Source organism: Pseudomonas sp. MF6396 (assembly GCF_002018915.1).
GTDB classification, from domain to species: domain Bacteria; phylum Pseudomonadota; class Gammaproteobacteria; order Pseudomonadales; family Pseudomonadaceae; genus Aquipseudomonas; species Aquipseudomonas palmensis.
In genome coordinates this window covers 24,830-50,408 of the sequence record NZ_MVOK01000032.1, presented here as the reverse complement: position 1 = coordinate 50,408, position 25,579 = coordinate 24,830, and the positions used below count along the sequence as shown (strand labels likewise).

Here is a 25,579-nt window from a genome sequence, read left to right as displayed (position 1 = left end):
AGCGGCGTGCGCGGCGGAACGTTCCACCGCCGCCCTGGGGCCTCAGCTCAGCGCGGCCCGCAGGCGTTGACGCAGGCGCGAGCCGAACACATTGATCAGCAACCCCACCATCACCAGCACCCCACCCCAGCATTGCAGGGTACTCAGGCGCTCACCCAGCAGCAACGCCGAGGAGCTCAGCCCCACCACTGGCACCAGCAGCGAAAACGGTGCGACCTTGCCCGCCGGGTAGCGCGACAGCAGGCCGCTCCACAGGCTGTAGCCGAGCATGGTGGCGATGAAGGCCAGGTACGCCAGGGCCAGGATCGAGTTCAGGCCGATGCCGCGCAGCGAGCTTTCGATCAGCGCCGGCCCTTCGAGCCACCACGACAGGGCGAAGAATGGCAACGGCGGAATCAGCGCGCCCCAGATCACCAGCGCCACCAGGTCGATGTTGCCGAAGCGGCGCGTGATGATGTTGCCCATGGCCCAGCATGCGGCGGCGCACAGGGTCAGCACCAGCGCCAAAAATGGCACGTGGCTGCCATTCTCGCTGCCGATCAGCGCCAGGCCCCCGGCGGCCACCAGCAGCCCCAGCAGGCTGGCGGCGCGCAGCCGCTCACCGAGAAACATCGCGGCAAAGAACAGCGTGAAGAAGGCTTGCGACTGCAGCACCAGCGATGCCAGGCCCGGCGGCATGCCGTTGCCCATGGCCTCGAACAGAAAGGCGAACTGGCCCAGCGAGATGGTGGTGCCGTAGGCCAGCAACCAGCGCCACGGCAGTTGCGGGCGCTTGATGAAGAAGATCGCCGGAAACAGCACCAGCACGAAGCGCAGGCCACCCAGCAGCATGGGCGGCAGGCCGTCGAGGCCGACCTTGATCACCACGAAATTCAGGCCCCAGGCGACGATCACCACCAGCGCCAGCAACAGGTCCTTTAACGGCATTCTGCCCTCACCAATTTGTAATATTTCGAAACAGCATATCCTTATTCCCAGGTTCAGTTGTACCCGTCGGCGGCGCATGCCTGTGTGACCAGCAGCTGCCCGGCAGCCCACACCACAAAAAACGCCGCGCAACCTGCAGAACCGTCGTATAAATACTGGCCCGGTGCCTAACGCCCCGTCCTGCCAGAGGCCAGTCTCCATGCCCCTCAAACCCTTCTGCGGTGCCAAACTCGCCCTGCTGTTCCACGACCACCTGCTGACCTACAAGCGCGACGTGAAAAGCACCATCCCCTTCCCCGGCTGCTGGGACTTTGCCGGCGGGGGGCGCGAAGGTGATGAGACCCCGGTGGAATGCGCGCTGCGCGAGCTGGACGAAGAGTTCGCCCTGCGCCTGCCCCCCGAACGCATCGAATGGCGCCGCAACTACCCCAGCCTGGCCAGACCCGGCTGGGAGTCCTGGTTTCTGGTGGGGCACATCACGCAGGGGGAAATCGATGCCATCGAATTTGGCGACGAAGGCCAGTACTGGCAGATGATGCCGATCAGCGATTACCTGAAACACGCTGAAGGTGTGTGGTATCTGCAGGATCGGCTGCGGGACTATCTGGCGCAGGCCAGTTGAACCCGTTGGGTGGCGAACCACCCGGCAGGAACGGATTGCGCCGGCGCAAGGGCCGGCGCGGCGGGTACTTACATGTGGCTGTGGTCGTGCATCGAGTGCTCGCCGTGACCGTCGGTGGCGGTCAGCGAACGCACCGGGGCGTCGACCTTGATCGACTCCTTCTGGCCCTTGGCGTCTTCGACGATCAGGGTCAGCGGCACCGTGTCGCCTTCCTTCACCTGCTTGACCAGGCCCATCAGCATCACGTGGTAGCCATTGGTGTCGAGCACCACCGGCTTGCCGGCGGGCAGGTCCAGCGCCTTGACTTCACTCATGCTCATCACGTCGTTGTGCATCTGCATCTGGTGCACCTGCACGGTCTTGGCCACCGGCGACTCGACACCCACCAGCTTGCTGTCGGTGCTGGCAGTGAGGGTCATGAACGCACCGGTCGACTGCTGCTGCGGCACGCTGGCGCGCACCCAGGGCTCGCCCACGGTGGTCTGGGCAACGGCGGGCAGCGCCGCACCGAACAGGGACAGCAACGCCATCGCGCCAAGCGCGTGTTTCACGGGAGAACGCATTAACAAACCTCCATTACGGTAAGCAGGTCTTCGGTGCATTCCTTGGCATTGAGGGAATGCGAGAGGCCAAGGCGCAGCACGCCACGCGAGTCGAACACGTAGCTGGTCGAGCTGTGGGAAATGGTATAGGTGTCGCCGGCCGGCACCTTCTCGTAGAACACGCCGAATTCCTTGGCCACTGCGGCCGTCTCTTCCAGGGTACCGGACAGCGCCACGAACGAGGGATCGAAGGCCTTGACGTAGGCGTCCAGCACTTCGGGGGTGTCGCGCTCGGGGTCCAGGCTGATGAACACCACCTGCAGGAAGTCGGCGTCGCGGCCCATCAGCTTCTTGATCTGCACCGCGCGGGCCAGGGTGGTGGGGCACACCGCCGGGCATTGGGTGAAGCCGAAGAACACCATCGGCATCGAGCCCTGGAAGCTCGACAGGGTCATTACGTTGCCTTGCGGGTCCTTGAGCTTGAAGGTGCGGCCGAGGATCTTGTTGCTCAGGTCCTTGCCGTATTTGAAGTCCAGCGCGCCGGAGTTGTTGCAACCTGCCAGGGCACCGAGGCCGAGCAGGCCGAGCCCGGCGATCACCGTGCGCCGGGTCAGTAAATCGTTCATGTAACCATCCTTTTGGGAAGGTGCCGGCCCCGAGAGCGGGAGCCTTGTGCAAGGGTTTTGCGAGGCGGCATTTTGTCACGCAGGGTCGACGGGTTCCAGCGCGCAGCGCCAGATGGGTGCGGTCTGATGTCGCAGCATGGCAGTCAAGATTGTAAGGAAGATTTACCGAGCAAATAGAAATGTTATACAGTAACCATTCAATTCGCCCCCTCTGCCTGCGACCTTTCAATGACTAGCGCTACTGCCCTCCCCGCCGCCGCCAAACCGAGCCAACGCCTGCTGTCCATCGATGCCCTCAGGGGCCTGGTGATCCTGTTCATGCTGCTGGACCACGTGCGCGAAACCTTCTTCTTGCACCGCCAGGTCAGCGATCCGATGGCCATCGACAGCACCGAACCTGCGCTGTTTGTCAGCCGTACGCTGGCCCACCTGTGCGCCCCGGTGTTCGTGCTGCTGACCGGTCTGTCGGCCTGGCTGTATGGCCAGAAGCACCAGGGCCGGGGCGATGTGTCGGCCTTTCTGTTCAAGCGCGGGCTGTTTCTGGTGGTGCTGGAGTTCACCCTGGTGAACATCGCCTGGACCTTCCAGCTGCCACCCAGCGTGATCTACCTGCAGGTGATCTGGGCCATCGGCATCAGCATGATCGCCCTGGCGGCCCTGGTGTGGTTGCCGCGCCCGCTGTTGCTGGTGCTGGGCGCCGCGATCGTGGCCGGTCACAACCTGCTCGACGGCCTGCACTTTGCGCAGGGCTCTGCGCTGCACGTGCCGTGGGCGATCCTGCATGACCGCGGCTGGCTCGAGTTCTCCGACAGCCTGCGCCTGCGTACCTCGTACCCGGTGCTGCCGTGGGTCGGGGTGATCGCGCTGGGCTACGGCCTGGGGCCCTGGTTCGCCCACTCGATGCCGGCCGCCACGCGCCAGCGCCGTCTGCTGCTGGCAGGCCTGGCAACCCTGATCGGCTTTGTCGCCCTGCGCCTGCTCAACGGCTACGGCGAGGCGCCATGGACGGTTCAGGCCGACACCGCGCACACCCTGATGAGCTTCTTCAACATCACCAAGTACCCGCCCTCGCTGCTGTTCCTGGCCCTGACCCTGGGGGCTGGCCTGCTGTTGCTGCTGGGCCTGGAGCGCGCCGGGCAGCGCCGGTGGATCAGTACCCTGGCGGTGTTCGGCGCCGCACCGATGTTCTTCTACCTGCTGCACCTGTATGTGCTGAAAGTGGCGTACCTGGCCTGCGTTGCACTGCTGGGCCTGAACCAGGGCAATTACTTCGGCTTCGATGGTATCTGGGCGGTGTGGCTGACCGCCGTGCTGCTGGCCGTGGCGCTGTTCCCGCCGGTGCACTGGTTTGCCGCGTTCAAGGCCCGCCGTCGCGACATTGCCTGGCTCAAGTACCTCTGAGGCTGGCGGGGTTTTGTTTCCCTGCGGGCGGCGTGATCGACTACCATGCCGCCCGCCGGTTTCCACACGGAATCAATAGGGAATCCGAGACGCCACTGCATGGCGTCAAACGGAACTGCCCCCGCAACTGTAAGTGCCGAGCCTGCTCCTGAAATGCCACTGGGTGACCCCCGGGAAGGCCGGAGCCAGGTGACGACGCACCAGTCAGGAGACCTGCCGGCACAGCAACAATCACTAACCGGCGGGGTGTCCGGGGAGTACATCTGTGCCGCGAGCGCCCCGCGCGCCGAACGGCCTTGCCCTGCCCTCGCGGCAGCGCCTGTCGATGTGTTTCCAGGTTGTACACCCCTGCCCGTGTACGGTTCGAATGGAGATCGCATCATGCAGTTGCCCCGCCTTGTCACCCTGCTCGCGGGCCTGGGTCTGTCGACCCTGGCCCAGGCCGCCCCGACCCACTACCCGCTCACGCTGCAGAACTGCGGCATGCCGCTGACCTTCCAGCACGCGCCCGACAGCGCCGTGACCATCGGCCAGGCCGGCACCGAGATGTTCTACGCACTGGGCCTGGGCGACAGGCTGGTCGGCACCTCGCTGTGGTTCAACGATGTGCTGGCGCAGTACAAGGTGCAGAACGACAAGGTCGAGCGCCTGGCCGACAACGACCCCAGCTTCGAGGCGGTGATCGGCAAGCGCCCGCAACTGGTGGCGGTGCAGCTGGAGTGGATGGTCGGCCCGCAGGGCGTGGTCGGCACGCGCGAGCAGTTCCATGAGCTGAACATCCCCACCTACCTGATGCCGTCCGACTGCGAGGGCAAGGACAACCTGGTCGGCGCCGACGGCACCCGCCTGGAGCCGTTTCGCATCGACAGCATCTACAACAGCATCAGCCAGCTGGCCGAGATCTTCGACGTGCAGGCGCGTGGCGAGCGGTTGAACAGCGAGCTCAAGGCACGCCTGGCCAAGGCTGCCGCCACCGTGAAGGGCAAGGATCTGAAGGACACCAGCGCCCTGTTCTGGTTCTCCAGCGCAGACCTGGACATCGACCCGTACGTGGCCGGGCGCAAGGGTATCCCCGACTACATGCTGCAGACCCTGGGCGTGCGCAACGTGGTGCAGTCCGATGAGGAATGGCCGACCGTGGGCTGGGAAACCATCGCCAAGGCCAACCCCACCTTCCTGGTGATCGCGCGCATGGACCGTCGTCGCTTCCCGGCCGATGACTACCAGAAGAAACTCGAATTCCTGCGCAGCGACCCGGTCACGCGCAACATGGACGCGGTCAGACACAACCGCATCGTGATTCTCGATGCGCACGCCATGCAGGCCAGCACGCGCCTGTTCAGCGGCATGGAGACCCTGGCCTCGGCCATCAACGGCTTCGACCTGGCGCCATGACAGGCAGCGTTGTGCGCGGCCTGCTCGCGTGCCTGGCCCTGCTGCTGGCGATACTGGCAGGGGTGGCGATTGGCGAAACGCCGATCGCCCCCTCGGTGGTGCTGCAGGTGCTGGCCAACAAGCTGTGGGCCGCCGGGCACCTGCTGGACCCGATCGATGAAGGCATCGTGTGGAACTACCGCCTGACACGTGCGCTGGTGGCCGCCGCCTGCGGCGCGGGGCTGGCCACCTGCGGGGTGGTACTGCAGTCGCTGCTGCGCAACCCGCTGGCCGACCCGTACCTGCTCGGCATCTCGGCCGGCGCCTCCACCGGCGCGGTGCTGGTGGCGCTGCTGGGGCTGGGCGCGGGGGCGATCACGCTGTCGCTGGGCGCCTTCGTCGGGGCCATCGCGGCCTTCGCGCTGGTGGCGCTGCTGGCCCGTGCCAGCGGGCCGTCCAACAGCACGGGGCAGATCATCCTCGCCGGGATCGCCGGCTCGCAGCTGTTCAACGCGCTCACCGCCTTTCTGATCACCCGGTCGGCCAGTGCCGAGCAGGCGCGCGGCATCCTGTTCTGGCTGCTGGGCAACCTCAGTGGCGTGCGCTGGCCGTCGGTGTGGCTGGCGCTGCCGGTGGCGCTGGCCGGCCTTGCGGTGTGCGTATGGCATCGGCGGGCGCTGGACGCCTTCACCTTCGGCAGCGACTCGGCCGCCTCGCTGGGCATCCCGGTACGCCGCGTGCAGGTGCTGCTGATCAGCTGCGCGGCACTGGTGACGGCAGTGATGGTGTCGATCGTGGGCGCCATCGGCTTTGTCGGGCTGGTGATTCCGCATGCGATGCGGCTGCTGTTCGGTACCCCCCATGCGCGCCTGCTGCCGGCCAGCGCGCTGGGTGGCGCGCTGTTCCTGATTGCCGCCGACGTGCTCTCGCGCACCCTGATCAAGGGCCAGGTGATTCCGGTGGGGGTGATCACGGCGCTGGTCGGCGCACCGGTGTTCGCATTGATACTGATTGGCCGCAGGAGCGCCCGATGAACGCTGTCACCCACCCGCTGGATGAAGCTGCACTGCGCTGCACCGGGCTGGGTTTGAAGGTGCGCGATGCCGTGCTGCTGGACGCGGTCGACCTTGAGGTGCGCCGTGGCGAGACCCTGGGTATCGTCGGCCCCAACGGCTCGGGCAAGTCCACCCTGCTCAAGCTGCTGGCCGGGCTGCGCACGCCCACCTGCGGCGAGGTGCAGCTGGGCAGCAACGCGCTCAGGCAGCTGCCACGCCGCGAGGTGGCGCGGCGGTTGGCAGTGGTCGAGCAACAGGCCGACACCAGCGATGCGATCAACGTGTTCGATGCCGTGGCCCTGGGCCGCACGCCGTGGTTGTCGGCGTTGCGCCCGTGGTCGGCAGACGATCACGCCATCGTGCAGCAGGCCCTGGCCGACGTGGATGCCACCCACCTGGCACCACGCAGCTGGCGCAGCCTCTCCGGTGGCGAGCGCCAGCGCGTGCACATCGCCCGGGCCCTGGCGCAACGCCCGCAACTGCTGTTGCTCGACGAGCCGACCAACCACCTCGACATCCAGCACCAGCTGGACATTCTGCGCCTGGTTCAGGCGCTGCCGGTGACCACCCTGATCGCCCTGCACGACCTCAACCAGGCCCTCACCTGCGATCGCCTGGCCGTGCTCGAGCGCGGGCGCCTGGTGGATGTCGGCCCGCCTTTGCAGGTGCTGACCCCGCAACGCCTGCAGGCCACCTTCGGGGTGCAGGCGCACTACCTGACCGACCCCTTCGACGGCGCGCAGATCCTGCGCGTTCGTTCCCCTTGACCTGAAATGGATAGCCCGCCCATGCGCCTTGCCGCCTTGCCCCTGCTGCTCGCCAGCGCCCTGCTCGCCCCTTCGGTATCGGCCGAGGTGCACGAAGTGAAAATGCTCAACCGTGGTGCGACCGGCAGCATGGTGTACGAGCCGGACTACCTGCGCATCGCCCCCGGCGATTCGGTGAAGTTCATCGCCACCCAGAGCGGGCACAATGCCGCCTCGCTGCCCGGCCTGCTGCCCGAAGGCGCCGAGGCGTTCAAGGGCAGGATCAACCAGCAAATCGAGCAGACCTTCAACGTGCCGGGCCTGTACGGCATCCAGTGCATCCCGCACCTGTCGATGGGCATGGTGATGCTGATCCAGGTCGGTGAGCCCGCCGCCACGCCACCAAGCCTGCCGAGCACCTTGCCCAGGCGTGCAGCAGATCGTCTTGCCGCCCTGCTGCAACGCGAGGCCGCACAATGATCGCACTGCGCACCCGTTCGGCCCTGCTGCTGGCATTGGCCGGGCCGGCGCCCCTGGTGCTGGCCGAATCGGCCCAGGAGCAGGCCAACGGCCTTATCGAAGACAGCACCTGGAGCCTGCTCAACCGCAGCGTGTACGACAACCGCGAATACCGCCACGGCGCGCGCAACAGCGGCGCACGCAATGCCTACAAGCCCCGTGCCGAGCGCAACGGTTATGCCGAGGAATGGGCCTATGGCCTGATGGGCACGTTGCAGTCGGGCTTCACCCAGGGCCTGATCGGCGTGGGCGTGGATGCCCATGCCTACCTCGGCGTGCAACTGGACAGCGGCGGCGGACGCGCCGGCAAGGCGCGCCTGCTGGGGCTGGACAACCACGGCCACCCCAAGAACGAATTCAGCCGCGGCGGCGCGGCGGTCAAGCTTCGGGCCTCCTCCACCGTGCTGTCGTATGGCGAACAGCGGGTCAAGACCCCGGTGTTCAGCTCGTCCGACAGCCGCCTGCTGCCCGAAACCGCCACCGGGGTGCTGGTCACCAGCAACGAGTTCGAAGGGGTGAAACTGGTAGGCGGGCACTTCACCGAGAGCACCGACCGCAACGCCAGCAGCCATGACCAGGGGTTCGTGGTGAACTACTCCAACGCAGCAAAGGGCGATGCCTTCGACCTGGCCGGGGTGGTCTACAGCGCAAGCCCGAGCCTCAGCGCCAGCCTGTACACCTCGCGCTACGAAGATACCTGGAACCAGCACTACCTGGGCGGCACCTTCAGCCATGCACTGGACGCCAACCGCTCGCTCACCTTCAACCTCAACCTTTACCGCACCACCGACACCGGCAAGGCGTTGTCCGGGCAGATCGACAACACCACCTGGAGCCTGCTCTCGACCTACGCACAAGGGCCGCACAGCTTCAGCCTGGGCTACCAGAAGGTCGATGGCGACACACCGTTCGACTATGTGACCCGTGGCGCGATCTTCATCAGCAACGCCGTGCAATTGTCGGACTTCAACGCCCCCAACGAGCAGTCGTGGCAGGCCCGCTACGACCTGGCGATGACCCCGTGGGGCCTGCCCGGGCTGGTGCTGAGTGCGGCGTATGTGCGCGGCAGCCGCATCGATGGCAGCCACGTCGACCCGCGTGGCGGCTATGCGTACCTGGGCTACGGCGAAGGCGGCAAGCACTGGGAGCGCGACCTGGAGGCGCGCTACGTGGTGCAGGGCGGCGTGGCCAAGGGCACCACCGTGTCGCTGCGGCACAACGTGCACCGGGGCAACACTGCCCAGGCCGAGCTGGATGCCGACCAGATCCGATTGGCGGTGGAATACCCGCTCAACGGGCGCTTCTGAGGTTCAGCCGGCGGGCAGGCGACATTGCATGTGGGTGGTCTGCCACACCGGGTCGGCTTCCACATCGATGATCTCGAAGCCATGTTTTTGCCAGAAACCAATGGCGCCTGGCAGAAACGGATGGGTGTGCAGGTACAGCACCTGCACCTGGTCCTGCAGCGCCAGCTCACGCAACGCGCGGTACAACTCACCGGCCAGCCCGCTGCGGCGATAGGCCGGCAACACGAACAGGCGCACCACTTCCACCACCTTCTGCCCACGGTAGTCGAGCTGGCGGAAGCGGTGGTCGTAAGGCAGGTAGCCGATGGCCGCGACGATCTGGCCATTGCAGCGGGCCAGCAGGAAACGCCCCGCGCCGTGCAGGTAGACCTGTTCGAACTGCTGCAGGTCTGCCGGCATCCCGGTGGCGGCGAGCTTGGGGAACAGCGCGGCGCGGGCCTGCATCACGAATGCTACGGCAGCCTGCCTGTCGTCGGCGCCGGCCTGGTGCAGCGTGATCGGCTCAGGGCGCATAGCGCAGCGGCAGGCGGGTGGAGTACTTGATCTGCTCCATGGAGAAGCTGGAGCTGATGTCGGACAGGCCCGGAATGCGGATCAACTGCTTGTACACCGCGTCGTAGGCGGCCACGTCCGGCACCACCACGCGCAGCAGGTAGTCGGTGTCGCCGGCCATGCGGTACACCTCCAGCACTTCGTCGATACCGGCCACGGCGGCATGAAAGCCGGCCAGCCAGTCGGCGTTGTGCTGGGTGGTCTTGATCGAGACGAACACCACCACGCCGACATTGAGCTTCTTGCCGTCGAGCAGGGCCACGCGGCCGCGGATGATGCCGGCCTCTTCGAGCTTCTGGATGCGCCGCCAGCAGGCGGTGGTGCCCAGGCCGATCTGCTCGGCGATATCGCCCACCGCGCGGGTGCAGTCGGTTTGCAGAAGGTCGAGTATTGCCCGGTCCAGCTTGTCCATGCAGAAGCCTTTTGGTGGGGAGAGGCGTCGGGCATTTTCCATCAGGTGGGCGGGGTGTGTCACGGGGCAGACAGCAGTGCGGTGACGGTGGCGGCCCCTTGCAGGAGCTGGCCTTGCCAGCGAAGGGGCCGGGGAACCGTCAGACACGAAACCCCGGGCCTGTAAAAACGTTACCGCATGCAAACGCCTACAGCGTCGCCACACTGCTCACGATGCGCAGCGAAAGGCCCTCATAGCCATCCAGATTGATGGTCATCTCCCCCGCTTCGCTCAGCTCGCCCTCCAGCCGTTCGTTGATCATGTCCACCACCGCGCCGGGGCTTACATCCGGCAGATGCAGGGTTTCGCTCAGTGGCTCGGCACCGAAGTTGAGTGCGGTGATCTGGATGCCCTTGCCTGCCGGCAGCTCGTGCACCATCAGCAGCAAGGCCGGGTTGGCCACCTCGGGGATCAGGATCTGCCGGCTCGCCGCAATCGCATAGGCCTGGCGCACAGCGAGCATGCGTTTCAGGCTGCTGGCAAAACTGTCGGGCTGCTGCAACTGGCTGGCCAGGCTGCCATACAGCGAACGCGCACGCGGCAGGCCCTCGGCCGAGAGCTGCGCCTCCACGTCCAGGTCGGCCAGGTCATAGGCGCCGCGATGAATCCAGCGGGTGTCGCCGTCACCCATCAGCCCCTCCACCTGCTCGGGCTCCAGCGGCAAGGCGCCGACCAGGTCCCAGCCCGACAGCGCAAACACCCCCGGCTGCATGGCGTTGTACATGGCCAGCAGCAGGTGCACCTTCTGGATCAGCGCCAGCTGCTCGGCGTCGATGCTGCCCAGGTCGCGAATGCCCAGCGCGGCGGTGATGATGCTGACCGTGGTGCACGACACGCCATTGGTCACGAACTTGAGGTTGTACGGCGCGTGCTCGCCCGCCAGGCCCTCGTACATCTCGCTGCGGATATGCTCGCGCAGGATGTTGCCGGGGAAGGTCTGGCCCTTGTACAGGTAGCTGTCGTTGGCGTGCAGGGTCCAGAAATGCACCAGCTCCAGGGTCAGTTCATCGTGGTTCTGCAGGGCATGGATCAACGAGGCGGGGTCGATCTTGAACGCATGCATCTGGTGCAGCATCAGGCGCAGGAACTCGGTGTCACCGGTCAGCAGCGCGTGCTGGTAGGCCGGGCGCGTGACGAAGTCGTAGGACAGGTCGGCGCCGCCGTGGGACATGTTGGCGATGTCGTCCAGGGTCAGGTTCAGTTCCTGGAAGCTGAAACCACCGGCCTTGCGGATCATGCCGCCCAGCAACTGGTTGCCGGTGACCGACAGCGGGTGGCTCTCCGACCAGGCCGGCCCTTCGGCGCGCCGCTCCACGCCGAGAAAGCCATTGGCATCCAGACGCAGGCCACGGGCGCCGAGCACGTCGATGGCGTGCAGGGCGTCGCCGATGATCAGTTGCTGCGCGGCAAAGCTTGGGTCCAACCAGTTCAGCGATGGCTGGCCCTCCTTGAAGTAGTGCAGGTACACCCAGCGTCGCAGCTTGCCGTCGACCCCGAGTACCGGCGGCGTGGCGCTCCAGTCGGTTTCCTTGATGCCGGGTTCGAAGAAGATCACCCGCTGCAACTGGCCAACGATGTAGTGGCGGGCCTTGAGCTCGTCGCACATGGCCGGCGTGAGGTTGGCCGCATCGCGCCCGGCCGGCACCTCGGGCAGTAGGCCCCAGTCGGCTTCGCGGATCTCGATCATGTGGTACAGCCCGGGATAGTCGCCGTAGGCCATCTCGGCCAGGCGAAAATCGGCGCCCTTGCCGGTGTGCGCCGGGATCGAGTCGTCGATGGTCACCGCGTTGTGCGCCGAGGCCACCTTGCTCAGGTGCACCAGCTCGGCCTCGCTGCCGTAGCGCGGGTCGATGTCGAAGCTGATGCGGTCGAAGTTGCCGTCCACGCTGGGGGTGAACTCGCGCTGGGTGATGCCGCCCGAGCGCTTCAACGGCCCGGTGTGCACGCCCTGGATGCCCAGCTCCGACAGCGCCTGCCACAGCTGCTCATGGGCCAGCGCCTGCAACACCGAACCGCCCTCCTCGACGATGATCGAGGCCGGGTACACCGTCAGCCACACCGAGGCGATGGCACTGGCGTCGCGGGCGCGGGCCTCGGCGTAAGGGTGCAGCCACATGCGCGCCTGCCCTGCATACAGCCGGGCGCGGTCGCGGGCGGCTTGCAGCATGGACTGGCCTTGCAGCCATTCGATGGTGTCCTGGCCTCGCTGGGTCATACGCTTGCTCCTTCGACGGGGGGCGTGGGGTCGTGCCCTCAAGGTGTGAGTGGGTTTGACTGCAATCGTTCGCATTTTTTGCTGCGACCAGCGGGCAGATGTGGCAGAGCTCCGCCGCACGGCGCGCCTACCCCGGCCCACACGCCCTCAAACCCACCCCTCCAGCCGCAACGTCGCGCGTACCAGCCGCTGCTCCTCCTCCTCGATCTCCTTGAGGTTCGCGCAGATGCCCTGGATATGCGCAATCGCCGCCTTGCGCGCCTGCTCCGGCATTCGCCCGGTCACGGCGTTGTACAGCCGCGCATGCTGGCGGTCGATCTGGCGCTTCTGCACATCGCGGTGGTACAGGTTGTTCACCGAGGCGAACACCGAGTTCAACAGCAGGTCGGTCAGCGAGCGCAGCGTCTGCACCAGCACCGGGTTGTGCGAGGCCTCGCAGATCGCCAGGTGAAACGCATGGTCCAGGTGCGCATGCTCCGAGGCCGTCAGTGGCTGCTCATGGGCCGCCAGCAACGCCTCGTAGCTGCGCCGTATGAGCACGAAGTCCGCCTCGGTGCCGCGCAGCGCCGCCAGGCGTGCCGACTCCCCTTCCAGCAGGCTGCGCACCTCGAACAGGTCGTACAGGGTGCGCGGCTGCGAACTGAACAGGTGCATCAATGCCGAGGTGCTGCCCTGCCCCGACAACTGCGCGACATATGAACCCTTGCCATGCGCAGTCTCGATGATGCCTTTGGCGCGCAGCAGCTTGAGCCCTTCGCGCAGGGCCGTGCGCGACACGCCGAGCTTTTCGGTCAGGCGCCGCTCCGACGGCAGCGCCTGGCCGACCTTGAGCACGCCATCGACGATCAGCCGCTCGATGCGCTCGCACACCACGTCTGCCACCTGCATTGAAAGCGGTTCGCCCATCGTTCCTCCAACTGGTATGACCAGACACCGCGGGCTTTATTACCCTTGCCAGATCAATACATAACTAACTGTATTTATTGAATATTCATGAAAAAGCCGGAAAAACCGCAGCAACAAACTGGTTCGACCAGTGATTTGAGCGATAGACACTAAGCCGCCGCCGGCCAATGATGCAAGTGAGCCGTGTTCCATCGAGCTTCCATAACAACAAGACAAGGGTCGTTAGCCTGCCCATGAACATTCTCTACGACGAACGCGTCGATGGTGCGCTGCACAGCGTCGACCGGGCCGAGTTCCTGCACACCCTGCAGAGCCGCCTGCCCGACCTGGATATCCTGCACGCCGCCGAAGACCTCAAGCCCTACGAGTGCGACGGCCTCTCGGCCTACCGCACCACGCCGATGCTGGTGGTGCTGCCGCGCCATCTGGAAGAGGTGCAGAGCGTGTTGCGCCTGTGCCACGAGCGCAAGGTGCCGGTGGTGGCACGTGGCGCCGGCACCGGTTTGTCCGGCGGCGCGCTGCCGCTGGAAAAGGGCGTGCTGCTGGTAATGGCGCGCTTCAACAAGATTCTTGAAATCGACCCGGCCGGGCGCTTTGCCCGCGTGCAGCCCGGCGTACGCAACCTGGCGATTTCCCAGGCTGCCGCGCCGCATGGGCTGTACTACGCACCCGACCCCTCCTCGCAGATCGCCTGCTCGATCGGCGGTAACGTTGCCGAGAACGCCGGCGGCGTGCACTGCCTCAAGTACGGCCTGACCGTGCACAACGTGCTCAAGGTCGAGATACTCAGCGTCGAGGGCGAACGCATGACCCTGGGCAGCGATGCCCTGGACGCCCCCGGCTTCGACCTGCTGGCGCTGTTCACAGGTTCCGAGGGCATGCTCGGCATCATCACCGAAGTCACCGTCAAGCTGCTGCCCAAGCCGCAGGTGGCCAAGGTGCTGCTGGCCGCCTTCGACTCGGTGGAAAAGGCCGGCCGCGCCGTGGGCGACATCATCGCCGCCGGTATCATCCCCGGCGGCCTGGAGATGATGGACAACCTGGCGATTCGCGCCGCCGAAGACTTCATCCACGCCGGTTACCCGGTAGAGGCCGAGGCCATCCTGCTGTGTGAACTGGACGGCGTCGAGGCCGACGTGCACGACGACTGCGAGCGCGTGCGCGTGCTGCTCGAACAGGCCGGTGCCACCGAAGTGCGCCTGGCCCGCGACGAAGCCGAGCGCGTGCGCTTCTGGGCCGGGCGCAAGAACGCCTTCCCCGCCGTGGGCAGGCTGTCGCCCGACTACTACTGCATGGACGGCACCATACCCCGGCGCGAACTGCCCCACGTGCTGGGGGCCATCGCCGACCTCTCGGCCGAGTACAACCTTCGCGTGGCCAACGTGTTCCATGCCGGCGACGGCAACATGCACCCGCTGATCCTGTTCGATGCCAACACCCCCGGCGAGCTGGAACGCGCCGAGGCGTTCGGCGGCAAGATCCTCGAGCTGTGCGTGAAGGTCGGCGGCAGCATCACCGGCGAGCACGGCGTGGGCCGCGAGAAGATCAACCAGATGTGCGCCCAGTTCAACAGCGACGAGCTGAGCCTGTTCCATGCGGTAAAGGCTGCGTTCGACCCGCTGGGCCTGCTCAACCCGGGCAAGAACATCCCCACCCTGCACCGCTGCGCCGAATTCGGCGCCATGCACGTGCACCACGGCCAACTGCCCTTCCCGGACCTGGAGCGCTTCTGATGAGCACCGTACTGTTCGACCCGGCCCACGGCAGCGACCGCAGCGCCGACCTGCTGGCCCGCGTGCAGCAGGCCATCGCCGAGCGCACCCCGCTGTTGATCCGCGGCGGTGCCAGCAAGACCTTCTACGGCCGCCCCGTCGACGCCCAGCCACTGGACCTCGCCGGACACACCGGCATCGTCTCCTACGACCCCACCGAACTGGTGATCACCGCCCGTGCCGGCACGCCCCTGCGCGAGCTGCAGGCCGCGCTGGAGCGTGGCGGGCAGATGCTTGCCTGCGAAGTGCCGTGCTTTGGCGACAACGCCACGGTCGGCGGCATGCTCGCTGCCGGCCTGTCGGGCCCGCGTCGCCCATGGGCGGGTTCGGTACGCGACTTCGTACTGGGCACGCGCATGATCAGCGGCCTGGGCACGCACCTGCGCTTTGGCGGCGAGGTGATGAAGAACGTCGCCGGCTACGACCTGTCGCGCCTGCTGGCTGGCAGCCTGGGGTGCCTGGGGGTGATCACCGAAGCCTCGTTCAAGGTGCTGCCCAAGTACCGCTGCCGGGTCAGCCTGCGCCAGGCCATGCCGCTGCAGATGGCCCTGGACAAGCTCGGCGAATGGGGCCAGCAGCCGATCCCGCTGACCGCCGCCAGCCATGACGGCAGCACCCTGTACCTGCGCCTGGAAGGCAACGAGGGTTCGGTACGCGCCGCCGCTGAACGCCTGGGCGGCGATGCGCTGGATGACAGCTACTGGGACGACCTGCGCGAACAGCGCCTGGCGTTCTTCGACGACCCGCGCCCGCTGTGGCGCCTGTCGGTGCCGGCACTGACGGCGCCGCTGGCGATCGAGGGCGAGCAGTTGATCGACTGGGGCGGCGCGCAACGCTGGCTCAAGAGCAGCGCCGATGCCGACAGCATCCGCCAGCTCGCCGCCGCCGCCAACGGGCACGCCACCTGCTTCACCCCGGGCGTGGTGGACAGCCCGTTCCAGCCGCTGGCCGCACCGATCCTGCGGTTTCACCAGACGCTCAAGCGCAACCTGGACCCTCAGGGCATCTTCAACCCCGGCCGCCAGTACGCCGACGTCTGACCCAGGAGCCACCATGCAGACCAACCTGAGCGAAGCGGCCAAGCGCCTGCCCCACGCCGACGAAGCCGAACGCATCCTGCGCAGTTGCGTGCACTGCGGCTTCTGCAATGCCACCTGCCCCACCTACCAGGAACTGGGCGACGAGCTGGACGGCCCGCGCGGACGCATCTACCTGATCAAGCAATTCCTCGAGCAGGACACCGTCAGCGAGAAGACCCAGCAGCACCTGGACCGCTGCCTGACCTGCCGCAACTGCGAAACCACCTGCCCGTCGGGGGTGGAGTACCACAAGCTGCTGGACATCGGTCGCGACGCCATCGAGGCCCGTGTGCCCCGCCCGCTGGGCCAGCGCCTGCTGCGCAGCGGCCTGCGCGCCGTGGTGCCGCGCCCGGCCCTGTTCCAGGCGCTGGTGAGTACCGGCGAGCTGCTGCGCCCAGTGCTGCCCGAGGCATTCAGGACCCACCTGCCACGCAGCGTGGCACCGGCCCGGCAACGCCCCCAGGCCACCCATGCACGGCGCGTGCTGATGCTCGAAGGCTGCGTGCAGCGCAGCCTGTCGCCCAACACCAACGCCGCCACCGCGCGCGTGCTCGACCGCCTGGGCATCAGCATCACGCCGATTGCCCAGGCCGGCTGCTGCGGCGCGGTGGACTATCACCTCAACGCGCAGGACACCGGGCTTGAACGTGCGCGGCGCAACATCGATGCCTGGTGGCCAGCCGTGGAAGCCGGCGCCGAAGCCATCGTGCAGACCGCCAGCGGCTGCGGCGCCTTCGTCAAGGAATACGCCTACCTGCTGCGCGACGACCCGGCCTACGCGGCCAAGGCCGAGCGCATCAGCGCCCTGGCGCGGGACATCGTCGAAGTGATCCGCGCCGAACCGCTGGAGCGCTTCGAGGCGTGCTGCGACCAGACCCTGGCCTTCCACTGCCCGTGTACCCTGCAGCACGCACAAAAACTTGGCGGCGCAGTTGAAGCCGTACTCAAACGCCTGGGCTTCAACCTTACCGAGGTACCCGACAGCCACCTGTGCTGCGGTTCGGCCGGCACCTATTCGCTGACCCAGCCGGTGCTGTCCAGGCAACTGCGCGACAACAAGCTCGATGCGCTGGAAAGTGGCCACCCCGACGTGATCGCCACGGCCAACATCGGCTGCCAGACCCACCTCGACGGTGCCGGGCGAACCCCCGTGCGGCACTGGATCGAACTCGTTGACCAAGCCCTCAACCCAGGAGCCTGATTTCATGCAAAGCAAACCCGTAATGACCCTGAGCGACGTGCAGCAGATTCTCGCCGCCGCCCGTGCCGAGGCCCAGGCCAACCAGTGGGCCGTGAGCATTGCCGTGGTCGACGACGGCGGCCACCCGCTGGGCTTCGAGCGCCTGGACGGCTGCGCGCCGGTGAGTGCCTACATCGCCACCGAAAAGGCCCGCAGCGCGGCGCTGGGCCGACGTGAAACCAAGCTGTACGAAGACATGATCAATGGCGGGCGCACGGCGTTCCTGTCGGTGCCGGTGATCAGCGGCACGCTCGAAGGCGGCGTGCCGGTGATCGTCGACGGCCAGGTGGTCGGCGCGGTGGGTGTGTCGGGGGTCAAGTCCGAACAGGACGCCCAGGTGGCCAAGGCCGGCGTTGCCGCCGTTAAAGACTGATCAGGAGCAACCGAACATGAACGACCGTATTCAGCGTCAACGCCTGCAGGTCGCGAGCGCCCTGCAGCACTTCATCGAAACCGAGGCCCTGCCCGGCACCGGTGTGCCGGAGGCCAACTTCTGGCAAGGCTTCGACGCCCTGGTGCACGACCTGGCGCCGAAGAACCGCGCCCTGCTCGCCGAACGCGACCGCCTGCAGGCCGCGCTGGACACCTGGCACCGCGCCCACCCGGGCCCGGTGGCCGACATGCCGGCCTACCGCGCCTTCCTGAGCGAGATCGGCTACCTGGTGCCGGTGCCTGAACAGGTGGCGGTGAGCACCTCCAACGTCGACAGCGAGCTGTGCGAACAGGCCGGCCCGCAGCTGGTGGTGCCGGTGATGAACGCGCGCTATGCGCTCAACGCCGCAAACGCACGCTGGGGCTCGCTGTATGACGCGCTGTATGGCACCGACGCGATCAGCGACGCCGACGGCGCCGAGGCTGGCGAGGGCTACAACCCGCGCCGTGGCCAGAAGGTCATCGCCTTTGCACGCAAGGCCCTGGACCAGGCTGCACCGCTGGCCGGCGGCTCGCACGCCGAGGCCAAGGCCTACCGCATCGAGGACGGGCAACTGCGCGTCGACCTCATCAGCGGCCTGACCACCACACTCAAAGACCCCGCCAAATTCGTCGGTTTCCAGGGTGATGCCGCCCTGCCGAACGCCGTGCTGCTGAAGAACAACGGCCTGCACCTGGAGATCCAGATCGACCCCACCAGCGCCATCGGCCAGACCGATGCGGCCGGGGTCAAGGACGTGCTGGTCGAAGCCGCCCTGAGCACCATCCTCGACTGCGAGGACTCGGTGGCCGCGGTGGATGCCGAAGACAAGACCCTGATCTACCGCAACCTGCTGGGCCTGATGAAAGGCGACCTGAGCGAAGCGATCAGCAAGGGCGGCAAGACCCGCGTGCGCCGCCTCAACCCGGACCGCGTCTACACCTCGGCCGATGGCGCAACGCTGACCCTGCATGGCCGTTCGCTGCTGTTCGTGCGTAACGTCGGCCACCTGATGACCAACCCGGCGATTCTCGATGGCGATGGCGCCGAGATTCCCGAGGGCATCATGGACGCGGTGCTCACCGGCCTGATCGCCATCCACGACCTGCAGCGGCGCGGCAACTCGCGCAGCGGCAGCGTGTACATCGTCAAGCCGAAGATGCACGGCCCTGCCGAAGTGGCGTTTGCCGCCGAACTGTTCGGGCGTGTCGAAGACCTGCTGGCGCTGCCGCGCAACACCCTGAAGATGGGCATCATGGACGAGGAGCGGCGCACCTCGGTGAACCTCAAGGCGTGCATCGGCGCAGCGCACGAGCGGGTGGTGTTCATCAACACGGGCTTTCTCGACCGTACCGGCGACGAGATGCACAGCGCCATGGAAGCCGGCCCGATGCTGCGCAAGGGCGACATGAAGTCCACGCCGTGGATCACCGCCTACGAGCGCAACAACGTGCTGGTGGGGCTGGCCTGCGGGCTCAAGGGGCGCGCGCAGATCGGCAAGGGCATGTGGGCCATGCCCGACCTGATGGCCGACATGCTGGTGCAGAAGATCGGCCACCCCAAGGCCGGTGCCACCACCGCATGGGTGCCCTCGCCCACGGCCGCCACGCTGCATGCGCTGCACTATCACCAGGTGGACGTGCAGGGGGTGCAGAGCGAATTGCAGCGCATCGACCTGGCCGGCGAGCGTGACAGCCTGCTCAACGACCTGCTGACCATTCCGGTATCGCCGCGTCCGAACTGGAGCGATGCGGAAAAACTGCAGGAGCTGGAGAACAACTGCCAGGGCATTCTCGGCTACGTGGTGCGCTGGGTGGAGCAAGGAGTCGGGTGCTCCAAGGTACCGGACATCCACAACGTCGGCCTGATGGAAGACCGTGCGACCTTGCGTATATCCAGCCAGCACATTGCCAACTGGCTGCTGCATGGCACGGTGAGCGAGGCCAAGGTACGCGAGGTGCTCGAACGCATGGCGGTGGTGGTCGACCGGCAGAATGCCGGGGATGCGGCATACCGCCCGATGGCGCCGGACTTCGCCACCTCGATGGCGTTCCAGGCCGCCAGCGACCTGGTGTTCAAGGGGCGTGAGCAGCCGAGCGGGTATACCGAGCCGCTGCTGCATGCGTGGCGCTTGAGGTTCAAGGCGGCGAACTGACGGGCCTCTTCGCCCGCAAGGCTGGCTCCTGCAGGAACCAGCCTTGCGGGCGAAGGCCCCGGCAACTACACGATGGGCAACCCATTGTTGACCACTTCCCGCGTATACGACGCCAGCTGCTTGGCATCCATGCTGGCCACCAGGTCGGCCTCGATGGGCCGGTGCGCCACGATACTCACATCGGTGCAGCCCAGGGCGTTGTGGCGGATCCGGCGCACTGCCGGGCTGATGGTCACGGGGATGATGCCGATGCCCATTTCCTTGGCGATGCGAAATGCACCGGTCTTGAACGGCAGCACGCCCTGCCCTGTGTTGCGCGTGCCCTCGGGGAAGATCCAGAGCGATGTATTGCTGTGGGCCACGCGGGTGGCGATGCGCCGCAGGCTGGTGATCGACGCGCGCGGGTTGCTGCGGTCGATGAACAGGCTGCCGGTCAGCCAGTACAGTTGCCCGGCCAACGGCAGCCAGCGCAACGACTGCTTGCCCACGATCACCGTGCCTGGGCGCAGCGCCTGGGCCACGACAAACGCATCGTGGTTGCTCTGGTGGTTGGCCACATAGATGTAGGAGCGGTCGGGCGCGATGGCGTCGAAACCACCGACCTCGACGCGCACGCCAAAGATCCAGTTGATGGCCCTGTAGACCTTGCAGGCCAGGTAGAGGTTGTCCTGCTTGCGCGGGTTGAGCAACAGCACCAGGCACAGGAACGGAAACGTCACCACCACGAACAGCACGACCAACAGCCAACGCACACACGCAATCATTGCACTATCACCTTCCTAGGCACTTGGTCTCCTACCCGCAACATCAAGATACGGTCATCGCGGGCACACAATAACAAATGGATATATCCAAAGCACCCTGTGATAACGTCAATTCAACTTTCGTTGGGGTTGCTGCTTCTCATGCCGGTTAAAACGGCGCTAATCAATGCTGAGGCCATCTCTACCGAATGCACCGTCGACCATGCCAGGCCCCGACACTCCTGCGCGTTTGCCTCAACGGTTTTCAAGCTCGTCGAGGCCGCACATTTAAGGTAAAGGGCCGCATGTACCAGAGCCTCTTCGGCACTGATACCGGAACGGACACAGAACAGTGCTGGATACTCGGCAGATTGGCCTATCATCGTTTCCGCCGTTTCACACAGCAGAAGTCCAGGACGCTCGTCGACTATTTTTTTCATGATGAAGTCCATGTCAGAGTTTTGAACCCGTAGTTAAGCAAAGTTGCGACGGGCCCAATAGCTGCCTGTTAGGGCAGGAAAAGCTGGCCTGTATGGGTTGACTGGATTTGGCAATATCCATTTTCAATTCGTATAAAAACATGCACTTTCATGTTTAAAAATCTTGCTCATAACATTGAGTTTCATTTTTCAGCTCTCGAGTGACATTCAAGTGAGTGATTGGCGCGAAAGGTTCATTGCCGTGGTGACGGGGTGCCGCAACGAAGGCGAGCTGTTCAGCGAGCTGACCCGGCTTACCCGCGAGCTGGACTTCGAGTTCTGTTCCTATGGGCTGAAGAATCCGCTGCCGATCGCCGCCCCGCAGTTCATCCTGCGCTCCAACTACCCCAGCGCCTGGGAAGCCAGGTACGTGGCCGAGGACTATTTTTCCTGCGACCCGACGGTGGCCCACGGGCTGACCCGCACCACGCCCCTGCAGTGGGCTGCCGCGCAACAGCAGCACCAGCAGGCATTCTGGGAAGAGGCGCGGCACTACAGCCTGGACCACGGCTGGTGCCTGTCGGTGCAGGGCGACTACGGCACCATCGGCCTGCTGTCCCTGTCCCGCCCGGATGACCCGATCTCCACACTGGAACTGGACGCCAAGGAAGCCAAGCTCATCTGGCTGTCGCAACTGGCGCACAGTGCCATGACCGGCTTCTTTGCCCAGACCCACCTGCCCGAGGCCCAGAAGGCCCTGACCGCACGGGAGAAAGAAGTGCTCAAATGGACCGCCGTGGGCAAGACCTACAGCGAGATCAGCATCATCCTCACCATCGACAGCCGCACGGTGAAGTTCCACCTGGTCAACGCCATGCGCAAGCTGCAGGCCAGCAACAAGGCCGAGGCGACGGTGAAGGCAATTCTGCTGGGGATGCTTTTCTAGGCCAGGGCTGCATCAATAGCTGAAAATTCCCGACACAGCGACTAAGGTAGGCACAGATCGGTGCCCGCCCCTGGCCCGAGACAACAAGATGACGGTGAGCCGCCCCTGCGCGCGCCACGGTCGACGGGAGCCCAGCATGCAGCATACCCAGACCAGCCCGAGCGATCTTGCGGCCTTCGTCGACGATCACTTCCCCGAGCGCGGCATCCGCCCCGACCCTGTCATTGCGCAGTCCTGGTACCGCAGCGTGGTCGAGCATCGCCTCGACCCCGGCGCCGCCGGGCGTACCCATGTGCTGGGCGCCGACGCCATCCGCCAGCATCAACAGCAGCACCAGCAATACCTGGCCATCGCCAGCCAGGGCGTCAGCGGCCTGGCCAGGCGCGTGGTGCCGGCCGGGTTCGCGGTGCTGCTCAGCGACGAACACGGCATCACCCTCGACACCCGCCTGCCCGAAGCCAGCCACATCTATACCCAGGCCGGGCTGGTGGTGGGCGCGCGCTGGGACGAGTCGATTGCCGGCACCAACGGCATCGGCACCACCCTGGCCGCCGCGCAGCCGCTGATCATCCACCGCGAAGAGCACTTTCTGGCCTCCAACTTTCGCCTGAGCTGCTCGGTGGCACCGATCTTCGACGCCCAGGGCCTGCTGCGTGGCTGCCTGAACGCCACTTGCCTGAACAGCAACGGGCCCAAGGAGGCGCAGTACCTGACCCTGCAACTGGTGATCCTGTATGCGCGGCTGATCGAGAACGCGCACTTTCGCGAGTGCTACCGCGACCGCCTCACCCTGTCGCTCAAGCCCATCGACGACATAGCCGACCTGGCCAACGAGCAGTTGCTGGCGCTGGACGACAACGGCCGCATCATCGGCGCCAACCGCGCCACCTTCGTTGCCCACCAGCGCGATGCGGCGCCGCTGCTGGGTGCGCGCATCGACAGCCTGCTGCCAACCTCGGTGGATGAACTGCTGCACCTGACCCAGGGCGGTGCACGCGGCGTGCGCCTGCGCGGGCAGCAGGACGACGCCTTGCTGGATGTGGGCCTGCGCATACCGTCGCAGCGCCACCGCCCTGCCCCGGCCAGACCGCCGGTGCGCAGCAGCCACCCCGACCTGCAGCAGCTGGCCGGCGGCGATGCGCGCCTGCAACAGGCGGTGCAGCGGGTGCGCAAGGTGCTCGACAAGGACCTGCCGATACTGATCACCGGCGAGACCGGCACCGGCAAGGAGGCATTCGCCCGCGCCATCCACCAGGCCAGTGCGCGGCGCGCCGGGCCGTTCATCGCGCTCAATTGCGCGGCGATTCCCGAGACGCTGATCGAGAGCGAGCTGTTCGGCTACCGCGGCGGCAGCTTCACCGGGGCCGACAAGAAGGGCATGAAGGGCAAGCTGGAACTGGCCGCCGGCGGCACGCTGTTTCTGGACGAGATAGGCGACATGCCGGCGCACCTGCAAACCCGTTTGCTACGGGTGCTGGCCGAGCGCGAGATCTTCCCGATTGGCGCCCAGGCGCCGGTGGCGCTGGACGTGCAGGTGGTGTCGGCGACCCACCAGGACCTGCACGGGATGATTGGCGACAAGCGCTTTCGCGAGGACCTCTACTACCGCCTGGGCGGCATGAGCCTGGCGTTGCCGGCCTTGCGCGAACGCAGTGACCGGGGCGCGTTGATCGAGCAGTTACTGGCGGCGCAGAGCAGCGGCGTGCGGCTGACCGAACAGGCCCGCCAGTGCCTGCATGCCCATGCGTGGCCGGGCAACATTCGTCAGTTGCTCAATGCGTTGCGCTACGCGGTGGCGTTGGCCGAGGACGGGGTGATCGACGTGGATTGCCTGCCGGCGGAAGTGGTGCAGGTGGTGCGCGGCGAGCCGCTGCGCATCGACAGCCAGGACCCGGCCAGCGAGTTGCTGCAAAGGTTGCGGCGCCATCGCTGGAACATCAGTGCGGTGGCGGCTGAACTGGGGGTGGCGCGCTCGACGCTGTATCGGCAGATGAAGAAGTACGGGGTGGTGCAGCCCAATGATCGGTTGTGATGGCAGGGGTTGCTGTGCAACCCATCGCGGGTCGAGCCCGCTCCCACAGGCTGTGGGAGCGGGCTTGACCCGCGATGAGGCCCTAACAGGCTACCTGGGCCTCAGATCTGGATGTAGACCACATGGGTATGCGTGTACTCATACAACCCATGCTTGCCATCGGCCCCACCGATCCCCGACTTGCGCGTGCCGGCATGGAAGCCCTGCATGGCCTCGAAGTTCTCGCGGTTGATGTAGGTCTCGCCGAAATCCAGCGCGTTGCTGGCATGCATCGCTGCACTCAGGCTGCGCGTGTACAGCGATGAGGTCAGCCCGTATTCACTGTCGTTGGCCAGCGCAATCGCCTCGTCCAGGCTCTCCACGATCTGGATCGGCAACACCGGCCCGAAGATCTCCTTGCGCATGATCTCCATGTCGGCCGAGCAGCCGGCCAGCACCGTCGGCTGGTAGTGGAAGCCCTGCCCGCGATCGGCCACCGCGCCCCCGGTCACCAACTGCGCGCCCTGCCCGGTGGCGGTGCGCACCATCTGCCCGACCTTGTCCAGGGCGGCCTGGTTGATCAGCGGGCCCATGTCCAGATCCGCCTCGGCCAGCGGGTCACCATAACGGGTGGCGGCCATGGCGCTGGCCAGTTTGTCGGTGAACTCATCCGCCACCTCGCGCTGCACGTACACCCGCTCGGCGCAGTTGCACACCTGCCCGGTGTTGATCACCCGCGACGCGGTGATCGACTTGACCGCCAGCTCCAGATCCGCATCAGCCAGCACGATGGCCGGCGCCTTGCCGCCCAGCTCCAGGTTGAGCTTGGTGATGTTCGGCGCCGCCGCGGCCATGATCCGCGAGCCGGTGCCCACGCTGCCGGTGAAGCTGATCAGGTCGATGCCGGCGTGGCTGGTCAGGCGATGGCCCACGGTCGCCCCGGTACCGCACACCACGTTGAACACACCGCTGGGCAGGTCGGTCTCGGCCACCAGGCGGGCGAACTCGAAGCAGTTGATCGGTGTTTCCTCGCTGGGCTTGATCACGATGGTGTTGCCCGTGAGCAGGGCCGGCGCCATCTTGCGGGCGATCAGAAAGAACGGGAAGTTCCACGGCAGAATCCCGGCCACCACACCCAGCGGCTTGCGCAGCAGAAAGATGCTTTCACCGGCGCGGTCGCTGGTGAGCACCTCGCCTTCCAGGCGTCGCGCCCACTCGGCCATGTAGTCCAGGTAGTCGGCAGTGAAGTTGACTTCAACCAGGGCCAGGCCGAGCACCTTGCCCTGCTCGGCGGTGATGATGCGCGCCAGGCGCTCGGCGTTGTCACGCACCTTGCTGGCGATCTTGCGCAGGTAGCCGGCGCGCTCGATGGCCGGGCGCGTGGCCCAGCCCTTCTGGGCCTTGCGCGCGGCGGCAATGGCCTGCTCCACCTGCGCGTCACTGGCCTGGGGCACGCGCCCCAGCAGTCGTCCATTGGCCGGGTTGTGCACCTCGATCTGCGCGTCGCTGTCGACGAACGCATTGGCGATGTAGTTCTGGTAGATGACGTCACTCATGGG

Annotated in this window: 23 protein-coding genes, 1 pseudogene and 1 riboswitch; of the genes and pseudogenes, 14 read left to right on the top strand and 10 right to left on the bottom strand. The window is 66.2% G+C overall.

Features of this window, described 5'->3' with window-relative positions; all coding sequences use genetic code 11:
* Positions 1 to 42: 42 nt before the first annotated feature.
* Entirely contained in the window at positions 43 to 927 is an 885-nt protein-coding gene (locus MF6396_RS24550; protein ID WP_054915147.1) for an EamA family transporter, read from the bottom strand.
* 199 nt (positions 928 to 1,126) lie between these two features.
* Here MF6396_RS24550 and MF6396_RS24545 point away from each other — a divergent pair, with 199 nt between their 5' ends.
* Positions 1,127 to 1,549, top strand: a complete 423-nt coding sequence (locus tag MF6396_RS24545; RefSeq protein ID WP_043861197.1) for an NUDIX hydrolase — start codon at positions 1,127 to 1,129, stop codon at positions 1,547 to 1,549.
* A 68-nt stretch (positions 1,550 to 1,617) separates the two neighbouring features.
* Here the strand turns inward: MF6396_RS24545 and MF6396_RS24540 are convergent, their stop codons facing one another.
* Entirely contained in the window at positions 1,618 to 2,112 is a 495-nt protein-coding gene (locus tag MF6396_RS24540; protein WP_043861196.1) for a copper chaperone PCu(A)C, read from the bottom strand.
* Complete coding sequence (locus tag MF6396_RS24535) at positions 2,112 to 2,717, bottom strand: SCO family protein (RefSeq protein ID WP_058541261.1); 606 nt, start codon at positions 2,715 to 2,717, stop codon at positions 2,112 to 2,114. The genes MF6396_RS24540 and MF6396_RS24535 overlap by 1 nt, the downstream gene beginning before the upstream one ends.
* 228 nt (positions 2,718 to 2,945) lie before the next feature.
* Here MF6396_RS24535 and MF6396_RS24530 point away from each other — a divergent pair, with 228 nt between their 5' ends.
* The 6 genes and pseudogenes from MF6396_RS24530 (at position 2,946) to MF6396_RS24505 (ending at position 9,119) form a co-directional block, all read left to right on the top strand.
* On the top strand, positions 2,946 to 4,118 hold the full coding sequence (locus MF6396_RS24530; RefSeq protein WP_078481753.1) for a DUF1624 domain-containing protein: 1,173 nt from the start codon (positions 2,946 to 2,948) through the stop codon (positions 4,116 to 4,118).
* Positions 4,119 to 4,158: 40 nt separating this feature from the next.
* Positions 4,159 to 4,353, top strand: a riboswitch (cobalamin riboswitch).
* Between the two features lie 146 nt (positions 4,354 to 4,499).
* A complete protein-coding gene (locus MF6396_RS24525) occupies positions 4,500 to 5,513 on the top strand; it encodes an ABC transporter substrate-binding protein (RefSeq protein WP_058541263.1) in 1,014 nt (337 codons plus the stop codon).
* Positions 5,510 to 6,526 (top strand): FecCD family ABC transporter permease, encoded by a 1,017-nt coding sequence (locus MF6396_RS24520; RefSeq protein ID WP_078481752.1) that lies wholly within the window; start codon positions 5,510 to 5,512, stop codon positions 6,524 to 6,526. Before MF6396_RS24525 ends, MF6396_RS24520 begins: the two co-directional genes overlap by 4 nt.
* A pseudogene (locus MF6396_RS24515) lies at positions 6,523 to 7,062 on the top strand (ABC transporter ATP-binding protein); the annotation flags it as partial. The gene MF6396_RS24520 and the pseudogene MF6396_RS24515, both read left to right, overlap by 4 nt.
* Before the next feature lie 273 nt (positions 7,063 to 7,335).
* A complete protein-coding gene (locus tag MF6396_RS24510; RefSeq protein WP_058541265.1) occupies positions 7,336 to 7,773 on the top strand; it encodes a pseudoazurin in 438 nt (145 codons plus the stop codon).
* A complete protein-coding gene (locus MF6396_RS24505) occupies positions 7,770 to 9,119 on the top strand; it encodes an OprD family porin (RefSeq protein WP_058541266.1) in 1,350 nt (449 codons plus the stop codon). Before MF6396_RS24510 ends, MF6396_RS24505 begins: the two co-directional genes overlap by 4 nt.
* Positions 9,120 to 9,122: 3 nt before the next feature.
* Here the strand turns inward: MF6396_RS24505 and MF6396_RS24500 are convergent, their stop codons facing one another.
* From MF6396_RS24500 to glcC, 4 genes are all read right to left on the bottom strand, one after another.
* A complete protein-coding gene (locus MF6396_RS24500) occupies positions 9,123 to 9,632 on the bottom strand; it encodes a GNAT family N-acetyltransferase (protein WP_043861188.1) in 510 nt (169 codons plus the stop codon).
* Entirely contained in the window at positions 9,622 to 10,083 is a 462-nt protein-coding gene (locus MF6396_RS24495) for an Lrp/AsnC family transcriptional regulator (protein WP_043861187.1), read from the bottom strand. Before MF6396_RS24495 ends, MF6396_RS24500 begins: the two co-directional genes overlap by 11 nt.
* 187 nt (positions 10,084 to 10,270) lie before the next feature.
* Positions 10,271 to 12,337, bottom strand: a complete 2,067-nt coding sequence (gene treS / locus MF6396_RS24490; protein WP_043861177.1) for a maltose alpha-D-glucosyltransferase — start codon at positions 12,335 to 12,337, stop codon at positions 10,271 to 10,273.
* A 147-nt stretch (positions 12,338 to 12,484) separates the two neighbouring features.
* Positions 12,485 to 13,243, bottom strand: a complete 759-nt coding sequence (glcC, locus tag MF6396_RS24485; RefSeq protein WP_078481750.1) for a transcriptional regulator GlcC — start codon at positions 13,241 to 13,243, stop codon at positions 12,485 to 12,487.
* A gap of 233 nt (positions 13,244 to 13,476) precedes the next feature.
* Here glcC and glcD point away from each other — a divergent pair, with 233 nt between their 5' ends.
* Genes glcD through MF6396_RS24460 form a run of 5 tightly spaced genes read left to right on the top strand, consistent with a single transcriptional unit; the run spans position 13,477 to position 19,901 of the window.
* Complete coding sequence (gene glcD, locus MF6396_RS24480) at positions 13,477 to 14,976, top strand: glycolate oxidase subunit GlcD (RefSeq protein WP_078481749.1); 1,500 nt, start codon at positions 13,477 to 13,479, stop codon at positions 14,974 to 14,976.
* A complete protein-coding gene (gene glcE, locus MF6396_RS24475; RefSeq protein ID WP_078481748.1) occupies positions 14,976 to 16,055 on the top strand; it encodes a glycolate oxidase subunit GlcE in 1,080 nt (359 codons plus the stop codon). Before glcD ends, glcE begins: the two co-directional genes overlap by 1 nt.
* 13 nt (positions 16,056 to 16,068) lie before the next feature.
* The gene (gene glcF, locus MF6396_RS24470; RefSeq protein WP_043861168.1) at positions 16,069 to 17,295 is read left to right on the top strand and encodes a glycolate oxidase subunit GlcF; all 1,227 of its coding nucleotides are present in this window, start codon (positions 16,069 to 16,071) and stop codon (positions 17,293 to 17,295) included.
* 4 nt (positions 17,296 to 17,299) lie between these two features.
* Positions 17,300 to 17,707, top strand: coding sequence for a heme-binding protein (locus tag MF6396_RS24465; protein ID WP_043861167.1), 408 nt, complete (start codon positions 17,300 to 17,302; stop codon positions 17,705 to 17,707).
* Positions 17,708 to 17,723: 16 nt separating this feature from the next.
* A complete protein-coding gene (locus MF6396_RS24460) occupies positions 17,724 to 19,901 on the top strand; it encodes a malate synthase G (protein WP_078481747.1) in 2,178 nt (725 codons plus the stop codon).
* A 65-nt stretch (positions 19,902 to 19,966) separates the two neighbouring features.
* Here the strand turns inward: MF6396_RS24460 and MF6396_RS24455 are convergent, their stop codons facing one another.
* On the bottom strand, positions 19,967 to 20,653 hold the full coding sequence (locus MF6396_RS24455; RefSeq protein WP_160328371.1) for a lysophospholipid acyltransferase family protein: 687 nt from the start codon (positions 20,651 to 20,653) through the stop codon (positions 19,967 to 19,969).
* Between the two features lie 125 nt (positions 20,654 to 20,778).
* Positions 20,779 to 21,084, bottom strand: a complete 306-nt coding sequence (locus MF6396_RS24450; protein WP_078481746.1) for a DUF3077 domain-containing protein — start codon at positions 21,082 to 21,084, stop codon at positions 20,779 to 20,781.
* 211 nt (positions 21,085 to 21,295) lie between these two features.
* Between MF6396_RS24450 and MF6396_RS24445 the strand changes: the two genes are divergently transcribed.
* Complete coding sequence (locus tag MF6396_RS24445; protein WP_058541272.1) at positions 21,296 to 22,009, top strand: LuxR family transcriptional regulator; 714 nt, start codon at positions 21,296 to 21,298, stop codon at positions 22,007 to 22,009.
* Positions 22,010 to 22,145: 136 nt separating this feature from the next.
* Positions 22,146 to 24,041, top strand: a complete 1,896-nt coding sequence (locus MF6396_RS24440; RefSeq protein ID WP_054915157.1) for a sigma-54-dependent Fis family transcriptional regulator — start codon at positions 22,146 to 22,148, stop codon at positions 24,039 to 24,041.
* A 101-nt stretch (positions 24,042 to 24,142) separates the two neighbouring features.
* Here the strand turns inward: MF6396_RS24440 and aldA are convergent, their stop codons facing one another.
* The gene (gene aldA, locus MF6396_RS24435) at positions 24,143 to 25,576 is read right to left on the bottom strand and encodes an aldehyde dehydrogenase (RefSeq protein ID WP_078481745.1); all 1,434 of its coding nucleotides are present in this window, start codon (positions 25,574 to 25,576) and stop codon (positions 24,143 to 24,145) included.
* Between the last annotated feature and the right edge of the window lie 3 nt (positions 25,577 to 25,579).